At 68.7% G+C, this 20,726-nt stretch carries 20 protein-coding genes and 2 pseudogenes; 5 read left to right on the top strand and 17 right to left on the bottom strand.

Features of this window, described 5'->3' with window-relative positions:
* Positions 1-2: 2 nt before the first annotated feature.
* The 3 genes from QUE79_RS20620 to QUE79_RS20610 form a co-directional block, all read right to left on the bottom strand.
* Positions 3-311 carry a hypothetical protein gene (locus QUE79_RS20620; RefSeq protein WP_286344699.1) on the bottom strand — a complete coding sequence of 103 codons (309 nt, stop codon included), beginning with the start codon at positions 309-311 and terminating at the stop codon, positions 3-5.
* Positions 296-2,536 carry a hypothetical protein gene (locus QUE79_RS20615; protein WP_286344698.1) on the bottom strand — a complete coding sequence of 747 codons (2,241 nt, stop codon included), beginning with the start codon at positions 2,534-2,536 and terminating at the stop codon, positions 296-298. Before QUE79_RS20615 ends, QUE79_RS20620 begins: the two co-directional genes overlap by 16 nt.
* Positions 2,537-2,661: 125 nt before the next feature.
* Entirely contained in the window at positions 2,662-3,144 is a 483-nt protein-coding gene (locus QUE79_RS20610) for an SUKH-4 family immunity protein (RefSeq protein WP_286344697.1), read from the bottom strand.
* A 187-nt stretch (positions 3,145-3,331) separates the two neighbouring features.
* Here QUE79_RS20610 and QUE79_RS20605 point away from each other — a divergent pair, with 187 nt between their 5' ends.
* Positions 3,332-4,447 carry a MalY/PatB family protein gene (locus QUE79_RS20605; protein ID WP_286344696.1) on the top strand — a complete coding sequence of 372 codons (1,116 nt, stop codon included), beginning with the start codon at positions 3,332-3,334 and terminating at the stop codon, positions 4,445-4,447.
* Positions 4,448-4,483: 36 nt separating this feature from the next.
* On the opposite strand, the pseudogene QUE79_RS20600 reads toward QUE79_RS20605, so the two are convergent.
* A pseudogene (locus tag QUE79_RS20600) lies at positions 4,484-5,655 on the bottom strand (N(5)-(carboxyethyl)ornithine synthase).
* A 325-nt stretch (positions 5,656-5,980) separates the two neighbouring features.
* Here QUE79_RS20600 and QUE79_RS20595 point away from each other — a divergent pair.
* Positions 5,981-7,318, top strand: coding sequence for a glycosyltransferase family 39 protein (locus QUE79_RS20595; RefSeq protein WP_286344695.1), 1,338 nt, complete (start codon positions 5,981-5,983; stop codon positions 7,316-7,318).
* Here the strand turns inward: QUE79_RS20595 and QUE79_RS20590 are convergent.
* Genes QUE79_RS20590 through QUE79_RS20565 form a run of 6 tightly spaced genes read right to left on the bottom strand, consistent with a single transcriptional unit; the run spans position 7,315 to position 10,139 of the window.
* The gene (locus QUE79_RS20590) at positions 7,315-8,028 is read right to left on the bottom strand and encodes a GAF and ANTAR domain-containing protein (RefSeq protein ID WP_286344694.1); all 714 of its coding nucleotides are present in this window, start codon (positions 8,026-8,028) and stop codon (positions 7,315-7,317) included. The genes QUE79_RS20595 and QUE79_RS20590 overlap by 4 nt on opposite strands.
* A 40-nt stretch (positions 8,029-8,068) precedes the next feature.
* Positions 8,069-8,755, bottom strand: a complete 687-nt coding sequence (locus tag QUE79_RS20585) for a GAF and ANTAR domain-containing protein (RefSeq protein WP_286344693.1) — start codon at positions 8,753-8,755, stop codon at positions 8,069-8,071.
* 40 nt (positions 8,756-8,795) lie between these two features.
* The gene (locus QUE79_RS20580) at positions 8,796-9,158 is read right to left on the bottom strand and encodes an antibiotic biosynthesis monooxygenase family protein (protein WP_286344692.1); all 363 of its coding nucleotides are present in this window, start codon (positions 9,156-9,158) and stop codon (positions 8,796-8,798) included.
* Between the two features lie 56 nt (positions 9,159-9,214).
* Positions 9,215-9,649: an acyl-CoA thioesterase gene (locus tag QUE79_RS20575; RefSeq protein WP_286344691.1), complete on the bottom strand. Its 435-nt coding sequence runs from the start codon at positions 9,647-9,649 to the stop codon at positions 9,215-9,217.
* A gap of 41 nt (positions 9,650-9,690) precedes the next feature.
* Positions 9,691-9,870, bottom strand: coding sequence for a MerR family transcriptional regulator (locus QUE79_RS20570; protein WP_286346794.1), 180 nt, complete (start codon positions 9,868-9,870; stop codon positions 9,691-9,693).
* Complete coding sequence (locus QUE79_RS20565; RefSeq protein WP_286344690.1) at positions 9,822-10,139, bottom strand: MerR family transcriptional regulator; 318 nt, start codon at positions 10,137-10,139, stop codon at positions 9,822-9,824. The genes QUE79_RS20570 and QUE79_RS20565 overlap by 49 nt, the downstream gene beginning before the upstream one ends.
* A gap of 103 nt (positions 10,140-10,242) precedes the next feature.
* On the opposite strand from QUE79_RS20565, the gene QUE79_RS20560 reads away from it, so the two are divergent.
* Positions 10,243-10,866, top strand: a complete 624-nt coding sequence (locus QUE79_RS20560; protein ID WP_286344689.1) for a superoxide dismutase — start codon at positions 10,243-10,245, stop codon at positions 10,864-10,866.
* 88 nt (positions 10,867-10,954) lie between these two features.
* On the opposite strand, the gene QUE79_RS20555 is transcribed toward QUE79_RS20560, so the two are convergent.
* A complete protein-coding gene (locus QUE79_RS20555; RefSeq protein ID WP_286344688.1) occupies positions 10,955-11,392 on the bottom strand; it encodes a VOC family protein in 438 nt (145 codons plus the stop codon).
* 160 nt (positions 11,393-11,552) lie between these two features.
* On the opposite strand from QUE79_RS20555, the gene QUE79_RS20550 reads away from it, so the two are divergent.
* Positions 11,553-11,885, top strand: coding sequence for a PadR family transcriptional regulator (locus QUE79_RS20550; RefSeq protein WP_286344687.1), 333 nt, complete (start codon positions 11,553-11,555; stop codon positions 11,883-11,885).
* Entirely contained in the window at positions 11,882-12,430 is a 549-nt protein-coding gene (locus QUE79_RS20545; RefSeq protein ID WP_286344686.1) for an HAAS signaling domain-containing protein, read from the top strand. Before QUE79_RS20550 ends, QUE79_RS20545 begins: the two co-directional genes overlap by 4 nt.
* Positions 12,431-12,485: 55 nt before the next feature.
* Here QUE79_RS20545 and QUE79_RS20540 read toward each other — a convergent pair.
* The 6 genes and pseudogenes from QUE79_RS20540 to QUE79_RS20515 all read right to left on the bottom strand — a co-directional run bounded on the left by QUE79_RS20540 (position 12,486) and on the right by QUE79_RS20515 (position 20,599).
* Positions 12,486-13,327 (bottom strand): annotated as a pseudogene (locus QUE79_RS20540) (ATP-binding cassette domain-containing protein).
* Positions 13,320-15,032 carry a dipeptide/oligopeptide/nickel ABC transporter permease/ATP-binding protein gene (locus QUE79_RS20535; protein ID WP_286344685.1) on the bottom strand — a complete coding sequence of 571 codons (1,713 nt, stop codon included), beginning with the start codon at positions 15,030-15,032 and terminating at the stop codon, positions 13,320-13,322. The pseudogene QUE79_RS20540 and the gene QUE79_RS20535 overlap by 8 nt, the downstream one beginning before the upstream one ends.
* A gap of 91 nt (positions 15,033-15,123) precedes the next feature.
* Positions 15,124-16,068, bottom strand: coding sequence for an ABC transporter permease (locus QUE79_RS20530; protein WP_286344684.1), 945 nt, complete (start codon positions 16,066-16,068; stop codon positions 15,124-15,126).
* 54 nt (positions 16,069-16,122) lie between these two features.
* A complete protein-coding gene (locus QUE79_RS20525) occupies positions 16,123-17,625 on the bottom strand; it encodes an ABC transporter substrate-binding protein (protein ID WP_286344683.1) in 1,503 nt (500 codons plus the stop codon).
* A gap of 86 nt (positions 17,626-17,711) precedes the next feature.
* Positions 17,712-19,343 carry a DUF5060 domain-containing protein gene (locus QUE79_RS20520; protein WP_286344682.1) on the bottom strand — a complete coding sequence of 544 codons (1,632 nt, stop codon included), beginning with the start codon at positions 19,341-19,343 and terminating at the stop codon, positions 17,712-17,714.
* Positions 19,340-20,599, bottom strand: a complete 1,260-nt coding sequence (locus tag QUE79_RS20515; RefSeq protein ID WP_286344681.1) for a glycoside hydrolase family 99-like domain-containing protein — start codon at positions 20,597-20,599, stop codon at positions 19,340-19,342. Before QUE79_RS20515 ends, QUE79_RS20520 begins: the two co-directional genes overlap by 4 nt.
* Positions 20,600-20,726 lie beyond the last annotated feature (127 nt).

Here is a 20,726-nt window from a genome sequence, read left to right as displayed (position 1 = left end):
CGTCACTCCTCGTCGTCGATCACCAGCGTGTCGTCGACGATCTTGAGGGACTCGTAGACGTACAGCGACTGCTCGTAGTCGCCGTGATACGAAGAGCCGCCGAAGTCTTCGGTGTACTTCATGTCGACGGTGCCGCCCGAGCCGGTGACCTGGACGCCGCCCGAGTAGCTGAGCGAGACCTTCAGCGTCGGCATCCTGGTGACCTTGTAGGTCACGCCGGTGGCGTCCGATCCTGGTCCGTAGAAGGGGCAGGACGCATCGAGCGTGGCCTTCGTCGACTTCGCGCAGGTCGTGATCAGGTCGCGGACCACCTTCTCGGCGTCCGTGGTGAGCCGGGGGTCGCGGTCGCCTCGAACTGCACGCTCTGCCCGAGCAGGCTGTCGCCCGACACCGTGACCTTCTGGGACTTCGCAGTGACGTAGGCGGACCCGGTGACCGAGAGGTCGTACGTGCCCGGGTACGCGGCGAGAGTGAGAGTGCCGTCGTTCGACGTGCCGACCTTCGTGCCGCCCGCGGTGACGTCGGCGTCGCCCAGGGCGCCATCGGTCGTGACGTCGATCTTGCCGGTGAGCGCGCTGCTGACGGCCCACGTGTCGTGGACCAGCCAGGTCGTCCCCGTGCGGGTGAGTCGCAGGGACGTCTCGTGCGATTTGCCGCCCTGGCGATAGTCGACCGCGACCGTCGCGAGGTCGCCCGAGACGGTCGCCTTGCCGATCGCCACGTGGCCGATCCGATCGGTGGCGGCGCCGAAGACCTTGTTCGTCAGCATTCCCTTGCCGGTTCCGGTGGCACCCGACAGCTTCCCGGCGGTCTCGGCGTCGCCCTTGCTCAGCGCGTCGAGATAGGACTCGGCGGCGTGACCCGGACCGTAGACGGTCGAGCGGAGGGCCGACGCGGTGATCGAGCCGCCGACGACCACGACGACGACGATTCCGGCGGCGATGAGCGAACGCACCAGGATCGTGCGCGCCCGGGGCGACATCGGCGCGGCCGCTGCGAAGGGTTCGGCGGGTCGGCCGGCGGCGTCGGCAGCGCCGACGCCCGTCGCGGTGGCTGCTGGCGTCGGCGCCCACGCGGGAGCCCCCGCGGGAGTCTCGGCGGCAGGCCCGGCGGGAGCCTCCGCGCGGCCCACCACGGCGTCCCGACCGACGACGCGGCCGGCGAAGCGCAGCAGCCCGGGAGGGGCGAACGGTACGACCCGCGGAGCAACGAAGCGGGCCACGGCTTCGATCGCGGCTCCCCAGGCGGCCAGGACGGCGATGCTCCACGGCGTCACACCGGCCGAACCGGAGCCACCGATCGCCGCGATCTGCACCGAGAAGACGACCGTTCCGAGCACGAGCAGCAGGAGCCCGGCACCGGCATAGGCGAGGACCGAAGCGATCCAGTCGACGGTGGTGCGGTTGCGAGTCGTGCGGCGGAGGGCGAGCGCCAGCCCGGCGGCGAACGCCGTCAGGACGACCAGCACCACGAGCAGCCACGCCCACACCGATCCGGCGGAGAAGACGGTGAGGGTGCCCGCCGGCGACGCGGTGTTGCCGATGGTGGAAGCCAGGGATCCCGCCGACTCCGACAGCGAGGCGCCACCGAGGAAGCCGAGGGCCGTACCGAGCACCGCGATGTTGCCGAGCACGAGCGGGTAGGCGGCGCCACCCGACGGGCGTGCGATCAGCCCGTAGACGACGACCGCGATCGCGACGACGGCCAGGACGACACCGAGGTGCACCGTCGCGACACGGACGGTGCCGAGCACGCGGGTCGCGGTCGGGTGGAGCCCCGCGAGCCAGCTCGGGCGAGCTGCGAGGGCGACGGCGGACCCGACGACGAGGGCCACGATCACCGCCACGGCGTTCACGGCCGTGATGCCGCCGATGTCGAGGCCGGACGAGTCGGGGAGACGGATCGCCAGCGCCAGACCGACGAGCACGGTCACCGCGGCGAGGGTCGCGCCGGTGATCACGGACACGATGCCGTTCTGGACGAGGTCGAGGCGACGGCTGCGGAACAGGCGGACCCCGAACACGATCGCGAGGAGCTGCGCTGCGGCGACGAGGACGGGCACGAAGCCGAAGTGGATCGAGCCGCTGACCGTCTGCAGGATGGTGACGCTGCCGTGGACGGAGAGGCGACCGAGGTCGCCGAGCACGACGAGCTGCGCGGGGGCGCCCAGGATCACGGTCACGGCCGTCACGAGGTCGGACACCGACGGAACCGCGCTCGAGTCGCCTCCGAGGGAGTCGCCGCCGCTGGAAGCCGCCCCGTGCGTTCCCGCCACGACGAACGCGGTGGTGAGCAGGAGGGAGATGACGGCGACGAGGTAGGCGACGACGAAAGCGCCGACACCGGTCAGGGCGGCGGTGACCCAGTCGATCGGACGGAGCGAGCCCGCGGCGCGCTGAAACCTGTTCTGGCCGGCCGGTGCCGGTGCCGGTGCCGGTGCCGGGGCCGGAGACGGGGCCGGACCGGACGCGGCGGGAGCCGGGAAGGGCTGGGGCTGGGGCTGGATGGGCGGCGGTGGGCCGACGGTGTCGCTCATGGTGTCCTCTCGAGCCGAGGTCACCTGGCGATCGTCACGCCTCGCCCCCCGACGATGCGCCCAGTGTAGCCGAACCTGTGATCCACCTGTGTGCGCCGCCGTCGCACGGCGTCACGGAGAGCCGGTCACCGCCCCGGGGTGTTCGTGTCGAACTCGGGGCGCTGCAGGATCCTAGACCACCAGGTCCCGAGGACGACCGCGTCGGGATCCTGCGCCTCGAGGCGCGCTCGCAGTGTCGCGACGCGCTCGGCACGCGGGGCGGCGGCCGGGGGAGCGCTCTCGGGGAGCGTCTCGTTCCGCTGGAGGGCGGCCAGCCGCGCTCGCGCCTCGGCGACCGTCATCTTCGGGGCGACGGGCGGGCGGTCGCCGAGGTAGAAGACGCGGAACGCTTCCAGGAACGCCTCCGTGGAGTCGAGGTTCGCGTTGAGCGGCGTCGGGTTCGCGCCCGAGGGGTCGACGATCAGCACCCGGCCGTCTCCCGTCGTGACGATCCGCTCGGCGTCGGGGCTCCACACGTGCCCCACGACCGTGGCCGGCTTCCCGTCGACGACCTGCGTTCGGTCGGGCCCGTCGTACAACTCGATCCCGAACCGCGCGTCGCTCACCATCCTCGGAGCGTAGCGCCCTGTGCTCGCCGCTCCGAGCCGCGGGCGTGAACGCGTGTGACGAGGGAACTGGCGCGCGAGACGAAACGGGAGGATCGTGTCGGCATGGCCGGAGACAGCTACGACACCGATACCGACGAATATACGTCGAGCATCCGCGGCGAGCGCACCAGCATCAAGTGGACGCGCTATGCGCCTGCGGTCCTGCCCCTGTTCGTCGCCGAGATGGACTACGGCATCGCGCCCGAGATCGCCGACGAGCCTCGTCGCGCGGATCCGGTCCTCCGACCTCGGCTATCTCGACGGGCCCGGCCCGCTCGCACCGGCGTTCTCCGCCTTCGCCGATCGGCGCTGGGGCTGGAAGGTCGACCCGGCGCGCATCCACCTGGCGACCGACGTCAGTGTCGGCATCGTCGAGACCCTCCGGCTCGCCCTCCCCGACGGCGGGCGCGTCGCCATCACGCCGCCGGTCTACCCGCCGTTCTTCGAACTGGTCGAGGAGGCCCGCGCCGAGATCGCCGAGGTCCCGCTCCTCGAGACCTGGGGCACCTGGAGCCTCGACCTCCCGGGCCTCGAGGCCGCTTTCGCCGCCGGCGCCGGCGTGTTCCTGCTCTGCAATCCCCACAATCCCGTCGGCCTGGTCCACGACCGGCAGACGCTCGAGGCGCTCGCCGACCTGGCCGCCCGGTACGACGTGCTGGTCGTCAGCGACGAGATCCACGGGCCGCTGACGCATCCGGGCGTGCGCTTCGAGCCGTTCGCGCCGATCGCCGAGGCCAGGGGAGCCCGGTCGGTCGTGGTGACCTCCGCGAGCAAGGGCTGGAACCTCGCCGGGGTCAAGTGCTCCATCGTCGTCGCGGGCGACGACCGCACGGCCGAGCTGCTCGACCGGCTGAACGACGAGGTCGCCTGCCGCACCAGCATCCTGGGCCTGCACGCCAACGTCCGCGCGCTGAGCTGTACCGACTGGCTCGACGACGCCATCGACAAGATCGTCGCCAACGACCGCCTCCTGTCGCAGCTTCTCACCGAGCACCTCCCGGGAGTCGTCTACCATCGGCCGCGCGCCGGGTACCTCGCCTGGCTGGACTTCCGGGGGATCGGCCTGGGCGACGATCCTGCTCTGCCCCTCCGCGAGCACGCGTACGTCGCCCTCAACTCCGGCCTCGGCTTCGGCGACCAGGGCCGCGGCTTCGCCCGTCTCAATCTCGCCTGTTCGCCCGACACCCTGCGCGAGGCGGTCACCAGGATCGCGTCCGCCTATCCCGCGAGCATGCAGGGGTCCCTGGTCTGGCGCGTCGCCTGACCGCACGGTTCAGCGTGTCGCGCGCCGGCTGGCGCTCTACCCTCCGAAGGCCGCCGGATAGGGGTACTCGGCCGAGCGGCCCTGGAAGGTGAGGATCGCGTCGTTTCGGATGCGACCGTCCTCGATCTCGATGGCCCGGTGGATCGTCTCGGACGCCGACCACGACGACGAGCCCTCCATGACGGTCCGGAGGAACGGCATCAGAGCCTCGCTGATCTCCCAGGTCGTCGAGTTCCAGAGCAGCGAGGGGCTGTGGTCGACGGCGTAGTAGTTGGTCGAGTCGCCGACGGTGAACATCGGCTCGGCGAACGACGTCGCCCGGGCCCAGCTGAACCCCATGCCCTCGTCGATCGACACGTCGACGATCAGGCTGCCCGGGCGGAAGGCGTCGAGGTCGTCCGTGCGGAGATACGTCAGCGGCGCGTTCGGATCTTGGAGGGTGCAGTTCACGACGATGTCGCTCTCGGCCAGGTACGGCGCGAGCGGCACCGGACCGTCCTCCGAGTGGACCGTGCTGTCGAAGGGTGCCTCGGCGTCGTGCTCGAAGGTGATGATGTCGACCGACGGGATCGGCGAGCCGACGGCGGCGATCCCGCGGTTGGTGAGCACCCGCACGTCGTGGATGCCGTGGGCGTTGAGGGCGGTCACCGCTCCGCGCGCCGTCGCGCCGAAGCCGATCACCACGGCGCTGAGCCGGCGGCCGTAGTCGCCGGTGGAACCGCAGAGCTGCAGCGCATGCAGCACGGAGCAGTACCCCGCCAGCTCGTTGTTCTTGTGGAACACGTGCAGCCCGAACCCGCCGTCCGCCTGCCAGTGGTTCATGGCCTCCCACGCGATCAGGGTGAGGCGTTTGTCGATGGCGAGCTGCGTGATCCTGCGATCCTGCACGCAGTGCGGCCACCCCAGAGCACCTGGCCGTCGCGGAGGTCTTCGAGATCGGACGCCTGCGGCTTGGGCAGGAGGACGACGTCGGCGAGCGCGATGATGGCGTCGCGGTCGGCCATCGCGCCGACCAGGGGCTCGAGCTCGGAGTCACGGATGCCGAAGCGAGTGCCGTAGCCGCGCTCGAGGATCATGTTCGCCCGGAGGTCGGCGTCGATGCGCTCGAGGTGGGTGGGGTGGATCGGCAGGCGTCTTTCGTCGGCCTTGCGCGACGTGGCCAGCACGCCGAGGCGCAGCAGGCCGGGCGCGGAATTCGATTCGCTCATACTGGACTCTAAGCGCGGTCGAGGCGGGCCCGCTCCTCCTGTCGAGCCGCACAGCGAATCCACCGGTTGCCGAAAGCGTCCGTTCGGCGCGGTGCGATGGACTTCTCCGAGTGAGCACGACCGCAGCCATCCCCGTCCAGAGGCCGGCCTCGAAGGGGATCGTCGCTCCGCGGCTCGGCCGTCGCAGGGGCGACCGCAGGATCACGTCGGGTCTCGGTCTGTTCGCCGCACTGGTGTCGTTCGCGGGTTCCTGGATCCCGTCCTTCTGGGGGACGAGGCCGCCAGCATCCTGTCGGCCGAGCGACCGCTGCCCAGCCTGTTCCGGATGCTCGGCCACGTCGACGCGGTACACGGCGCCTACTACCTGGGTCTCCACTTCTGGATCCAGGTGTTCGGGGCGTCCCCCGCGTCGGTGCGGCTTCCGTCGGCGCTGGCCAGCGGGGTCCTCGTCGTCGGGGTCTCCGTGCTCGTGCGCCGGCTCGGGACGCGGCGTCTGGCAGTCGTCTCCTCGCTGGTGGTCGCGATCCTGCCTCGTGTCACGTCCTTCGGTGAGGAGGCCAGGTCGTACGCGTTCGGCGCGATGATCGCCGTCTGGCTCCTCGTGCTCGTGGTCCGGCTGGCCGAGCGGCCGATGGCCGGGATGCGCTGGTGGATGCTCTATTCGATGCTGCTGGCGGCCGGTATCTACACGTTCCTCTACGTCGGGCTGCTGATCGCCGTCCACGCCGTCGTGCTGCTGGCGGCGCGGGTTCCTCGCTCGACCCTCGCGCGCTGGGCGAAGGCGACCGGGGTCGGGATCGTGCTGGCCGCGCCCGTGCTCGTGTACGGGCTGGCGCAGCACGGCCAGGTGTCCTTTCTGGCGGCGCGCGACTCCGTCACACCGACGTCCGTGCTGGTTTCGACCTGGTTCGGCAGCGTCCCGCTCGCCGTCGCCGGCTGGGTCATGATCGGGGTCGCCGCGGTCTTCGTCGCGGCCGATCTGCTCCGCGGCCGGAGCTTCGCCGCACGGGGCGCCCGGCCGGTCTCGCTGACGACGCTCGCCCTGGCGTGGCTGCTGGTGCCTCTCGGGATCCTGCTGCTCGGCAATGTCGCCGTGGCCGATTTCAGCCCCCGCTACCTGTCGTCTTCGGCGCCGGCCGCGGGGATACTGGTCGCCACCGGGATCGTCCGACTGGCAGGGCTGCTCGCGGACTCACGACGGGGATCCCTCGTCGCCTCGATGCTCGGGCTGGCGCTGGTGGCGGGCCTCGCGGCACCCGTCTTCGCGGCGCAGCGGACGCCGTACGCCAAGAACGGCACCGGCTGGCAGTCCGTCAGCCAGGTGGTGGGCGCGCATGCGACCCCGGGCGACGCCGTCGTCTTCGACGAGTCGACCGGTCCGTCGCGGCGGACGCGCCTGGCGGCCCTCACCTACCCCGACGGATTCCGAGGGCTCAACGATGTCACGCTGAAGACCTCCTTCGTCGACTCCGACTGGTGGTACTCCGACGCCTACCCGGTCGAGCAGGCTCTCGCGAAGGGACGGTTCGACGGCGTCACGAGGGTGTGGGTCGTCGAGGACGGCGGTGACGACTACGGACTGGCCGAGCTTCGAGCGGCCGGCTTCACGGTCGCGGAGAGCTACTCGGCCCACCGCTCGCGCATTCTCGAACTGACGCGCTAGAGACGGATGCTGCGGTCGACGACAGCCGCGGCCACGTCGGAGAGCCGGCGCCGGTTGGAGCGGGAGTAGTCGCGGATCAGCTTGAACGCGTCGTCCATGTCGACGTCGCGCGTGTAGGAGACGATCCCCTTCGCCTGTTCGATGATGACGCGGCTGTCGAGGGCTCGTTGCAGCTGATCGCGCGCCACGTCGGTCTGCCGAACGGCGCGCTCCTGGAGGATGCTGATCGTGGCGACGTCGGCCAGGGCCTGAACGGCGCTCGCGTCGTCGGGGTTCAAAGCGCCCGGCGCCTCGCGGAACAGGTTCAGCGAGCCCAGGGCGGTGTCGCGCAGGCGCAGCGGCACGGCGTCGACGGCCGCGTAGCCCGACTCGGTGGAGCGGGCGGCGAAGGTCGGCCACCGGTCGGCGATCTGCTCCACGTCGGACACCGAGACGGCCCGCCCCGTCGAGTAGGCCTCGACGCAGGGCCCCTCGCCGGCGCCGAGCTGCAGGAGCCCGATGAGGTGGCTGCGCTCGCTCGTGGAGGCGATGACCTCGAGTTCGCCTGCGCCGTTGTCGAGCATGATGCCGGCGTCGGTCGCGTCGAAGAGCACCACGCAGCGCTCGACCAGGATCTGGAGCAGATCGATCGTGTCGAAGCCCACCACGAGCGTGTCGGCGAGGGTGACGAACGTGTCGAGCAGTTGGGCCTCGCGAGTCGAGCCGGTCACGACGTCATCCTACGCAGGGCCCTCTGGCCGTCTGCGGGAGTCATTCGCTGAAGTCCAGTCGTCGGCCGACGACGTCGGCCGCGACCTCTCGCAGCGGCGTCGACGTGGCGAAGGCGTGTCCGCGCAAGACGAGAAGGGCGTCCTCGACGGTGATGTCGAGCTGCGCCGAGACCATCCCGGAGGCCTGGTGCACCTCGCGACGGGAGAAGGAGTCGACCTGGTCGTCGACCGCGGTGTCCATCGCGCGAATGGCTCGGTGCAGGACGTGGCGAGCGGCGAGCCCGGCCAGGGCCGAGGCGTCGTCGACGTCGTCGCTGCTCAGGGCCGTGGCCTCGTCGGCGTAGAGGTCGACCGCGCCCAGGCCGAGCCTGCCGTACGCGAGTGGGAACGCGAAGACGGCTTCGAGCCCCGTCTCGCGGAGGGCGGACGAGGCGATCGGCCAGCGCTCGTTCGCGGAGCGTTGCAAGTCGTGCGCGAGGACGGGCTCGCGCGAGATCAGGGCATCCCAGCAGGGGCCCTCGCCGAGGTCGATCTGGATCTCGTCGAGCCGGGCCGCCCGCGCGTCGCTCGCGCAGACGGTGGCCGAGCCGAGCGGATCGCCGAGCGTCGAGACGGCCGCTCCGGCCACCGGCAGAGCCCGTAGGAAGGGACCGCAGAGGTCTGTCGAGCCGACTTTCCGGCTCGACAGCGACTGCAGGGCAGACAGGAACACCGCGCGATCACTCACCCCTGAAGAGTAGCCCTCGAGCGGTGTCCGGAGCTCCTCGCTAGAGCTCGACGACCTCGAACTCGAGCAGGTCGGCCCCGGTCGCGACGGGCTTCGGTGCGCCGTCGCCACCGTGGTGCGACGCCGCCGCGGCGTCGGCGGGCGTGCCGTGCGGGGCGGCGCCGTGGGCTGACCCGCCGTGCGCGGCCTTGGCGCCGTTCGCCGCCCAGTCCTGGAAGCTCTCCTCGGTGTCCCACGTCGTCACGACGAAGTAGCGATCGTCGCCCTTCACCGGGCGGAGCAGCTGGAATCCCTCGAAGCCCTTCGAGCCGTCGACCGAGTGCTTGCGAGCGGCGAAGCGCTTCTCGAGCTCGGCGCCGTGGCCTTCGGGGACGTGGATGGCGTTGATCTTGACGACGGACATCGCTCTCTCTTTCGTTGACGACGGGTGTTCGCTGACGAGGCTAGCGGCGAAGCCTGTCAGCTCATCGAGTCGGGGATGCGGTCGCGGTCGTACGTGATGTCGGTGTACCCGTGCGGCTTCGGCGTGCCGTCCTGGTGCATGTTGACGAAGACGATCTTGTCGATGGTGAGGATGCTGTGCCGCGTCACCATGTTGCGCACCTCGGCTCGCATCGTGAGGGAGGTGCGCCCGAAGTGGGTCGCACGCAGGCCCATCTCGATCAGGTCGCCCTGCTTGGCGCTCGAGACGAAGTTGATCTCGGAGATGTACTTCGTCACGACGAATCCGTTGCCGAGCTGCAGGATCGCGTAGATCGCCGCCTCCTCGTCGATCCAGCGCAGCAGGCTGCCGCCGAAGAGCGACCCGTTCGCGTTCAGGTCCTCCGGGCGCACCCACTTGCGGGTCCGGAAGTTGATCGACTCCGAATCGTCCCCGGGTATTTGTTCTGACATGGGTCTCACGATAGGGGAGCATGCAGGATCCGCGACCCGCGTTACGTCGGGAGCACCCTCCGCGGGCCGGTGCCGTCCGTGCCCAGCTCGTCGTCGGGGTTGAGGAGCGAGCAGGTGCCCAGCGACAGGCAGCCGCAGCCGATGCAGTCGGACAGCTGGTCTCGCATCCTGGTCAGCGTCTCGATCCTGCTCTCCACGTGGGCGTTCCAGGCGTGGGAGATGCGCTGCCAGTCGTCGCGCGAGGGGGACGGTCGGTCGGGAGCTCGGCGAAGATCGTGGCGATGTCGCTGAGCGGGATGCCGAACTGGACGCCGAGGCGGACCATCGAGACGCGCCGGAGGGTGTGGCGCGGAAACATCCGCGTGCCGCCCACGGTCCGGGTCGAGTAGACGAGGCCCTTGCCCTCGTAGAAGCGGATCGTCGGAACCGAGGCGCCGGAGCGCTTGGCGACTTCACCGATCGTGAGGACATCGACGGACTTCTTTGTCAAATGGCGTCCAATCTGGGAGTTGGCTTGACCTCAAGCGCACTTGAGATCCTACGCTTGACCTGAATCCGCACAACACGGAAATTTCGACAGAAAGCGACTGAACGTGGCTGAATACACTCTTCCCGACCTGCCCTACGACTACGCGGCACTCGCCCCGCACATCTCGGCCCAGATCACCGAGCTGCACCATGACAAGCACCACCAGACCTACGTCACCGGTGCGAACACGGCGCTGGCGCAGATCGCGGAAGCTCGCGAGTCCGGCAACCTGGCGAACATCAACAAGCTCGAGAAAGACCTGGCGTTCAACCTCGGCGGCCACGTGAACCACTCCATCTGGTGGACGATCCTCAGCCCCGACGGCGGCGACAAGCCCACCGGCGACCTCGCGAGCGCGATCGACGACCAGTTCGGGTCGTTCGACAAGTTCGTCGCGCAGTTCACCGCCGTGGCCCTCGGCGTGCAGGGCTCCGGCTGGGCCGTCCTGGCGTACGACGTCATCGGCCAGAACCTCACCACGTTCCAGCTGTTCGACCAGCAGGGCAACATCCCGTTCGGCCTCGTGCCGCTGCTGCTGCTCGACGTCTGGGAGCACGCCTACTACCTCGACTACAAGAACGTCCGCGCCGACTACGTCAAGGCCTTCTGGAACGTCGTCAACTGGGAGAACGTCCAGGCCCGGTTCGCTGCCGCCACGTCGAAGACCCAGGGGCTCCTGGTCCTCTGAGGCGGAAGGCCCGCCCGAGAAGCGCCCGTCACCTTGCGGTGGCGGGCGCTTCGGCGATCCCGCTGGTCGCGGCGCCGGGGCGGCGGAGTCAGCCGACCTCCTCGGCTAGGGCGACGATGATCCCCGACGGGCCGCGAAGATAGCAGAGCCGGAAGACGCCCTCGTAGTCGGCGACGCGGCCCAGCACCTCCGCTCCGTGCGGGCGCAGCCGCTCGAGCGTGGCGTCGAGGTCGTCGACGGCGAACATGACGCGGTGCTGGCCGATGGTGTTGGGCGGCGGATCCTGGGGCCGGGCGGCCGGAGCGGGCGACGAGAAGGTGCTCAGCTCGAGTTTGCCGTGGCCATCGGGAGTGCGCACCATCGCGATCTCGCTCCTGACGCCTGCGAGTCCGACCGTGTCGTCCGCCCAGGGTCCCTCGATCGTCGTCCTGCCCTCGAGCTCCATGCCGAGCTCGAGGAAGAAGGCGACGGCCGCGTCGAGGTCGTCGACGACGACGCCCACGTTGTCCATGCGCTGAATGGCCACGGTCTCTCCGCTCTCTCGCCTGCCGAGGTGTTCCACCGCGCATGCTACTCACGCCCGCGGTGGCGCGAACGCCTGGCGGAGTTCCCGAAGGCCGCGTGCGTCGCGAGCGCCGGAGAGGGCGACCTTGCGGTAGTCGGCAGTGCAAGGTACCTTGTAGTGCATGACAGCCGACGTGGCGACTCAGCTCCGCAAGGGAGTGGTCGAATACTGCGTGCTCGGGCTGCTCGCTCGCGAACCGATGTACGGCTGGCAGCTGTCCGAGCGGCTCGTCTCGGCGGGCATGATCGCGAGCATCGGCACGCTCTATCCGATCCTGTCACGCCTGCGCGGTCAGGGGCTCGCAACCGCCTACGACGAGGCCTCGGCTGCCGGCCCCGTCCGAAAGTACTACCGCCTGACCGCAGCCGGCACGGCTCAGCTCGACGCCTTTCGGCGCCAGTGGGGTCCGTTCACCGCCACGGTTCAGCAACTCGTCGGAGAGGACGAATCATGACCGACACCACCCCGAAGAACGTCACCGACTACCTGGCCCGGCTCCAGACCGAGCTGGCCGACGTCCCGCCGGAGGTGAGCACCGACATCGTGGCCGGCATCCGCGAAGAGCTCCAGGGTCTCGACCAGACCGAATCCGAAGCCCGCATCGCCACTCTCGGCGACCCGGCGTTCATCGCCGCTGAGGCCCGAGCGGCCAGTCCGACCCCGGTGTCAGAAACCACCGCCCCCGGGCGGACGCTGTCGATCGCCGCGGTGCTCGTGCTCATCCTCGGGTCGATCGTCGTGCCGGGAGTCGGTGCCCTGGTCGGCCTGGTCTGGGTGAGCATCGCGAGGGCCTGGTCGCGCACCGAGAAGCTCGTCGCGTGGCTCGTGCCGATCGCCGTCGCCATCGTCGTGATCGTCGTCCTGCTGATCCTGGCGGCCTCTGACCACTCCGCGAACGGGTCGCACCTCAGCTTCCTGCTCGCGTACCTCGTGTTCCCGATCGAGGGCATCGTGCTCGCCGTCCGCGCGCGCGGTCGCGGTTGGCGCGCACGCGCCTGACCCAGGGTCGGGGCTCCGGTGCGGCGCGGCGACGCGTCGGTGGACGGCCCCGCCGTCACGCCGACAGCCCGACTCCCGGATCCGCTTCGGCCAGGCCGCGCCGGATCGCCCTCCGCTTCGCCTGGGCCACCGGATCCGCCACGAGGTTCGCCGCCCACAGCCGCTGCGTGTAGGGATGCTGCGGATGCTGGGTGACCTGAACCGCCGAACCCGTCTCGACGATCTCGCCCTGGCTCATGACCGCGACGCGATGCGAGATGTGCCGCACGACCGCGAGGTCGTGGGAGATGAACAGGTAGGCGACGCCGGTCCGCTCCTGGATCTCGAACAGGAGGTCCAGCACCCTCAGCTGCGTCGTGAGATCGAGAGCGGACACGGGCTCGTCGCAGACGATCAGCTTCGGATCGAGTGCCAGTGCTCGAGCGATGGCGACGCGCTGGCGTTGGCCGCCGGAGAACTCCTCGAGTAACGGTCGAGCGAGTCCGTCGGCATCGCGACGCGATCCAGGAGCTCTCTGACCTGGGTACCCGCCTGCTTCGACGGCATGCCCTGCGCGATCAGCGGTTCGGTGAGGATGTTCCGAATCGTCATCGCCGGATTCAGAGACGCGTACGGGTCCTGGAAGACGACCTGCAGGTTCGGCGCGATGGCACGTCGTTCGCGCGGCGAGGCGCGCGTGATGTCGGAGCCGAGAAAGCGGATCGTCCCACCGGACACGGGGGCGAGGCCGAGAACGGCACGGCCCAGAGTCGTCTTGCCGGAGCCGGACTCTCCAACGAGGCCGAGGGTCTCACCGGCGTCGATTCGCACGTCGACGTCCTTCAGCACCTCTTTCGTCGAACGCCCCCGGCCGTAGCTGACCCTGAGCCCCTTCACGTCGAGTACCGGTTCAGACACGGGCGCTCTCCTCTCGAGAGGGTGACTCGGTTTTCGGTTCCGCCTCGTCGAGGAGCGAGTCGAGGAGGGTCTTCGTGTACTCGTGGCTCGGCCGCTTGAGGACGTCGCCGACGTCGCCCGTTTCGACGATCTCGCCCTCGCGCATGACGATGACCCGGTCGCACAGGTCGGCGACCACGCCGAGGTTGTGGGTGACGATCAGGACGCCCATCCGGAATTCCTGCTGGAGATCGCGCAGGAGGTCGAGGACTTCGGCCTGGACGGTGACGTCCAGGGCCGTGGTCGGCTCGTCGGCGATCAGCAGCTTCGGCTTGCACGCGATCGCGGCCGCGATCAGGACGCGCTGGGCCATGCCGCCAGAGATCTCGTGCGGATACGAGCGGAAGGTCCGTCGGGGATCGCGGATGCCCACCTTCTCGAGCATGTCCAGCGCCAGGCTGGTCGCCTCGCGTCGGCCGAGGTCCGTCTGGACGCGGATGCCCTCGACGATCTGTGGCCCGACGCGGAACGACGGGTCGAGGTTCGACATCGGCTCCTGGGGGACGTAGGCCATCTGCGCGCCCCGGAACCGGGACAGCTCGCGCTCCGATCGCCCGAGCAACTCGTGACCGTCGAGCCGAATGCTGCCACCGATGACGATTGCGCTCTCGGGCAGCAGTCCCAGAGCGGAGAAGACCGTCTGCGTCTTGCCCGACCCCGACTCGCCGACCAGGCCGAGCACCTCGCCGGTTCGGACCTGGAACGACACGCCTCGGATGACGGAACGCAGGGAGTCGCCGTTGCGGTAGCCGACGCGCAGGTCGGAGACGTCGAGGAGCGCATCGGAGCGTTCCGTCGGGGCGCTGCCTCCGGCCTCGCGATCCTGTTCGCGGATGCCCGCGTGCCGGAGCGCCTCGGCGACCTCCCTGCGGCGAGCCCGAGCGCTCGGCTTGATGTACGTGCCTTCCATGGCATCGCGCATCGCGTTGCCGAGGATCACGAAGCTCGCCATGACGAGCCCGAGGGTGAGTCCCGGCCAGATCAGCTGCCACGGTGCGATGTAGTAGTTGCCGAAGGCGTCGTTGAGGATGCTGCCCCAGCTCGCCTTGCTGCTGTCGCCGAGTCCGAGGAAGTCGAGCCCAGCCGAGACCGCGAGCGCTCCGCCGGCGAGGAACGCGGCCAGGATCACGATCGGTCCTCGGATTGCCAGAAGCACGTGCCGCCCTACGATCCGGAGGTTCGACAGCCCGGAGACCCGCGCGGCGTCGACGTACGGTTCGTTCCGGACGTTCCTTGTCAGACTCCGTACGAGGTAGAAGATGCCTGTCGACGACAGCACGCCGAGCGCCGCCATCGCGACGGGCATCGAGATGTCGATCAGCGTGTACAGCGCGATGAGCAGAATGATGCCGGGCACGGCGATCAGGACGCCGAAGACCCACGTGCAGACGGTGTCGATGATGCCGCCGAAGTACCCGGCCACGAGACCGAAGGCGGTGCCCAGGCCGACGGCGATCGACGTCAGGATCAGGCTGGCCAGGATTGCGTCGCGAGTGCCCGCGATCAGCTCGGACAGGATGTCCCGGCCGAACTTGTCTCCGCCGAGGAGGTACTCGGTGGTGAACGGTGCCGCATTCGTGAGCTGGATCTGGACACGTTCCGGCGGGAACGGCAGGATCCACGGCTCGATCACGGCGACGACGGCCGCGAGGGTGAGGATGATCATCGCGGCCGCTGCCAGGGGTTGCGCAGAAGCTGCTTGAAGACTCCTCGGCGGGCCATCGGCGGCTGCGAGGTCGTCAGGAGGACGTCGGCGGTCATCGGATCCTCACCTTCGGGTTGAGGAATCCGTTCAGGACGTCCGTGGCGAGATTGACGACGACCACGACGATCACCATGTACATGACCGTTCCGAGGACGACCGGTGCGTCGCCCTGCTGGCCGGCTGACACGGAGATCGAACCGAGACCGGGCAGGGCGAAGATCCGTTCCACGATGACGGCTCCACCGAGGAGCGAGATGACCTGGAGGGACAGGACGGTCAGCATCGGTGGTGCTGCATTCCGAAGGGCGTGTTTCAGGACGATCGATCGACTGGAGATTCCGCGGGAGCGAATGGTTCGGATGTAGTCCTGCTGCAGGACGTCCAGCATCGTCCCGCGAATCTGGGCCGCGACGAAGGCGACCGCACCGAGCGCGATGGCGAGCGCCGGCAGGATCATCGTCGAGAACCACCCCGTCGGCGAGACGCTGAGCGGCACGTAACCGGTCGCCGGCACGAGCCGCAGCACGAGCCCGAAGACGATGGCCAGGATCAGTGCGAGCCAGTATCCGGGCACCGCTTGGACCACGACCGTCAGCACCTGGAGACCCCGGTCGAGCACCCCGCCGCGGGTGGCCGCGAGGACACCCAGCGGCACCCCGATGACGATGGTGATGATCAGGCTCATCACGACGAGACTGAGGGTCACCGGCAGGCGGTTCGCCAGGATGCCGAGAACGGACTGGTCGGAGTCGAAGGAGAAGCCGAGGCTCCCGTGGAGGAGATCTCCCAGCCATTCCAGGTACTGCACGTGCAGCGGACGCAGGAGCCCGAGTGATCCTGCCGTGCGGTGCACCTGTTCGGCGCTCGCGTTCACCGGCAGGAAGTGGCGCGCGAGCGCGTCACCTCCGCGGGCGTGGAAGAGGGCGTAGGTGAGAGCGGTCACGGAGAGGAAGACGACGACGCCGGCGCCGAGCCGTCGCAGGACGTAGACGATCACCGTGGGCCTCCCCGCAACGTGCGAGGGAGGTCTGCGATTGGGCTGCTCATGCGATCACTTCGCTGTCTGGATGTCGTACATGGACACCCAGTCGGCGTACTGCGGGGCATTGACCTTCACGTCGGTGGTCGACGCCCAGATCGTGGCCGGGGTGGCCCAGACGACCCACCAAGCGTCGTCGAGCTGCAGCTTTCCGAGGGCGTCGGTGGCCTTGGCTGCCTGCGCCGGTGTCCCGGCGTTGATCTGGCCGAGGAGCGACACGGCCTTGGGGTCGCTGTTGTGCCACGGATTCCAGAAGAAGCTCGGGTCGGCTGTATCGGCGGTCTGGCTGAACGGCAGGCCGAGCGTTGCGACCGGATACTTGCCGCCGGAGAAGGCTCCGACCCAGGTGTCGTCGTTGAACGCTTGGAAGGTGACTCGGATGCCGATGTCGCCGAGAGCCTGCTTGATGTAGGACTGGACGCTGCCGGTGATCGGCTCGTACGTCGGCAGTGTGAGAGCGAAGCCGTTCGGATAGCCCGCCTCGCTCAGGAGTTTCTTGGCGCCCTTGGGGTCGTAGGCGTACTTGTTCGCCTCGTCGGACTGGTAGCCCGGGGTTCCCTCCTGGAACGGCTGGCTGCTGGGCTTGGCGTAGCCGGCGTAGATCGACTTGACCATGGCCTTGCGGTCGAACGCCATGTTCATCGCCTGCCGCACGCGAACGTCGCCGAGCGGCTTCAGGATCTTGCCCGCTCGATCGCCGAGGATCATTCCGGCGGTGCCCGAGTAGAACTGGTTGAGCGTGAACCCGGAGCCCTTCGCGTCGGCCGCGGTCGTCGCACCCACGGGCGCCACGTCGATCTGACCGCTCTTGAGCGCGTTGATCCTGGACGTCTCGTCGGACAACAGTTTGACCGAGACCTTGTCGTACGGGAAGTGCTTCGCGTCCCAGTAGTGCGGGTTGCGCGAGAAAGCGTACGTCGCTCCGGAGGTCGTGCCCTTCTTCTCCAACCGGTAGGGGCCGGACGAGTCCGGCTCGTCGGCGAATTTCTTGGGGTCCTTGAGAGTGTCCGTCGACACGATCGGCATCGCGAAGAGCGAGAGCATGACGTTCTGATCGGCGTGCGACTGGTGGACGACGAGCGTCTGGTCGCCGGTGACGTCGACACCGGTGATCGAACTGAAGAAGGCGCCGTTGTCTTTCGCCCACAGGATGTTGGCCTTGATCACGTCGGCGTCGATCGCCGAACCGTCCGCGAAGGTGAGGCCCTTGCGGAGCGTGATGCTGAGAACGGTGTTGCCCGTGTTGTACGAGTATGTGGCCGCGCGCGCGTGGTAACCCGAGGTGTCGTGACTGAAGAGGAAGTCGTAGACCAGCGACGTGGCCATCCGATCCTGGCTGCTGGGGCTGAACGAGAAGCTGGTGTCGTCGACTCCGACGCTCACCTCTTTCTTCGTGCTCGCGCTGGTGGTCGAGGAACATCCGCTGAGCACGAGTGCGCCGGATGCGAGGACGGCGCAGGCCGCGAGGAGTCGTACGCGCCGGTTCGGGCGCCTGAGGAGACTTGCCGTGTACATGGAGCTTCCTTCCACTTCATTGTGATGGGGCGAGCTGGTGACGGGGTTCACCATGCTGCGGTGTCCGGCGGGAGCCGGGGCGGTGTTCAGTTCGATCGGGTGACGAGAAGGATCCAGAGCGCGGAGCTGGGGGCGGGAGGGAGTCGCCACTCCCCGCTCGCCGAGACGAAGCCGGAAGAGGCTGCGAGCGATCGACCGGAGCGCGGGTCGAACCACGAGGCGTCGTAGGCAGCGTTTTCGAGGCCTCTGATGACACCGTTGGTCGCGAGCGCGCTGGGGTGGGCGAGAGCGACGACGTAGGTGTCGTGGGCGATCGTCGCCACGTAGTGACCGTCTTCGAGGACGCCCCAGGCGGGGTCGTCGAACCGGGGTTCCAGGCGCCACCAGTCCAAGGACTCGTAGAACGTCCGAAGGAGACCGAGCTGGGTTCCGGCTGGTTTGGAGACGCTGTCGAACCACCATGAGTAGCGCTCGGGGAGCTCGTAGTCCGTGCCGAAGTCGGCCGCCTCACCCGGTCGGGAGTAGACGTCGTTCCAGATGCCGGAGGCTCCGTAGCCGTAGCCGAAGAGCCCGAGCTGAAACGCGTTGTACCCGGCTGCCACGGCTCCGGCGTCGTCCGTCCAGAAGCCGTCGTACCGCGTCTCGTAGACGACCGAGGGCTTCGGCGACGGCTGCTCCCAGAAGTCGCGGATGGCCGCGGTGTTCCAGGTGTCGACCTGTGCTCCGAAGGCGTGATGGAAACTGTGGTCCTTCCAACTCGACGTCGACGCCGTGGCCGACGCCGTGTTCTCCATGTGGGGCATGATGACGTGGCCGTAGTCGTCGTTCTGCTCGATCGCACGCCCGACGGCGAACCAGACCTCCAACGCGTCGGCTGAGTACTGGTGGTACATGTCCGGGTCGATCTCCTGACCGATGGTCCAGATGACGGGGTAGCTGCCGTACCTCGCGACCCAGTACCGGGCCATGCGCGCCATGAACGCGGCCGTGAAGATCTCGGGGTGCTTGACCGGGTCGAGCACCCAGGTGATCTGGGCGTTGGCGTGGACGAGGCCCTGCTCGGCGATGTATCGGAACTTGCGGTCGAGGTTCCGGAAGCCGGGGAGGTCGAACTCGTCGAAGCCCGTCGTCAGGTTCGCGACGTGCTCCTCGTCGGCGGCATCGTGGGGGCGAGGGTCGTCCGCGTGAGGCTGCCAGATCGGCTCCGACTGGTACACGGTGAAGCCTTGCCCGACTCGGACGTCGACCAGGTGGCGGAACTGCGAGTCGACACCGGGTGCGTTGGAGGTCTCGAACCGCTCGTGCGGCAGGATCCAGTGCGTGTCGCCCAAGTAGAAGAACGGGGTCGAATCCGCGTATTCGAAATGGCGGCCCGACGGCGCCACCCGCAGAAAGCCTCGCCGGTAGATTTCGAGCCCACCTGCGTACGGGAGGGCTCGAACGATCTCCGTGACGCCCTCGAGCCCCGGATCGGCCACGCTCGAGGACGTGACCATCGCCCAGTCGCCGGGGCCGGTCGGAGCGAAGCGGATCCGCCAGATCCCATCGCCGTCCCAGAACGCCGGGCGACGGATCGTTCGGCCGTCGTCCGAGGTGAAGACCGCGTCCACGTCGATCTCCGTCGGGTCCGGGTGATCCTGCTCGGCGGTCACCTCGATCTCGATCGTCATCCAGGTCTCGACGGTCCGTGGAGACGGATGGGGGAGTCGCGGCGTCATCGCACTTCCTCGGATCCGGATGCGGACACCGGCTCGAGAGGCTCACGGCCTTCGTCCTCGGCGTCGAGAACGCGATCGGTCGCATCCGCGTTCTCGACCGGCCCGAACACCTCGAGCACCTGTCGGAGGAAGCCGTCTCCGTGGTGCGTGTCGGGCAGGAGCATGGATCCCTCGGACCATTCGTTCCAGGCGTTGATCGTGACGATGGGGTGCGGAGTCGGGTGTTCGCTCACGAATCGGCGGGCACGGCGCAATCCCTCGCCGAATTCTTCCGGAGTGGAGTCCCACACCGGATACGCAGGATAGTCGCCGGGAACGAACGGCACTGCGGGGGCCAGGCGAGGGGAGGAATCCCATCCGACGGTGACGTTGGGGTGGAAGGGGACGGCGAGGCGGCCGGCGTAGTCCTCGTACTCGTCGAAGGCCGATTCGCGCAGAGCCGCCATGTCGGCTCGGGGGAAGTCGAACTCGGCGATCTCCGCGTGGTGCACCCAGACGTACGACGTGACGGACGAGAAGCCGAGCGAGGGGACCAGATCGACGGGGTCGACGTCCGTCGACTCGGAGCCGATGGTCGCGACCGAGCGCGGGAGGAGGTCGACGCCCCAGATGACGGCGTCGAGGTGTACGCCGGCGAAACCGGCCGCTCGGGCGAGGTCGTCGAACCACCGGAGGGCATCGTGGGTCTCGTCGATACCTCCGAGCCCGGTCACGAGGTTGCCGATCTCGTAGATGGAGAACCACGGTTTGCCCTCGACCCTGTAGTAGTTCGGCTGCGTGAAGTAATTCTGGACGACGTGTCGCGCCATCCTTTCGAATGCCGCTCGGTCGATGGCGCCGTCGCGCAACCGACGTGGCCTCTCGTCGGACGACACGGAGAGCGGGAAGATGTCGACGAGTTCGTGGTTGGCCCACATCAGAGCGATCGTGACGTCGGAGCTGTTCTCGGCCGCGAGCAGCCCCCGGTCGAGTGCCGCGTTGAGGTAGTGGCCGTCGTCGTACCAGTAGAAGTCGACGAGGAAACCGTCCACTCCGTGAGAGCGCGCGAGACTGATCTGCTCCGAGGCGATCTCGGGGTCGGACTCGTCGAAGTAGCCTGCCGCGGGCTGCCGTGGCTGCCGGTGCCCGTCGAAGCGCGGTGTGGCCGACTTCACCAGCTGCCATTCGTCCCACGCGTCGCCGAACCAGGAGGCGTTTCGCGGATCCTTATGCCAATCCGGGAAGTAGTAGGCGAACACCTTCGGTCGCTGCGTCACTGGCTTTCTCTCTTCTCTTCGGTGAGCGGTGAACCAGTTCACTTTTGCTTGGAAAGCCTGCGGTGAACCGATTCACTAGTGATCCTGCTCCGCTCGGGTGAGACTGTCAAGGTTCTCAGGAGTCGAG

Source organism: Frondihabitans sucicola (assembly GCF_030296615.1).
GTDB classification, from domain to species: domain Bacteria; phylum Actinomycetota; class Actinomycetes; order Actinomycetales; family Microbacteriaceae; genus Frondihabitans; species Frondihabitans sucicola.
Note: the sequence above shows the minus strand (reverse complement) of the source record. Positions and strands in the feature narration are given on the sequence as shown.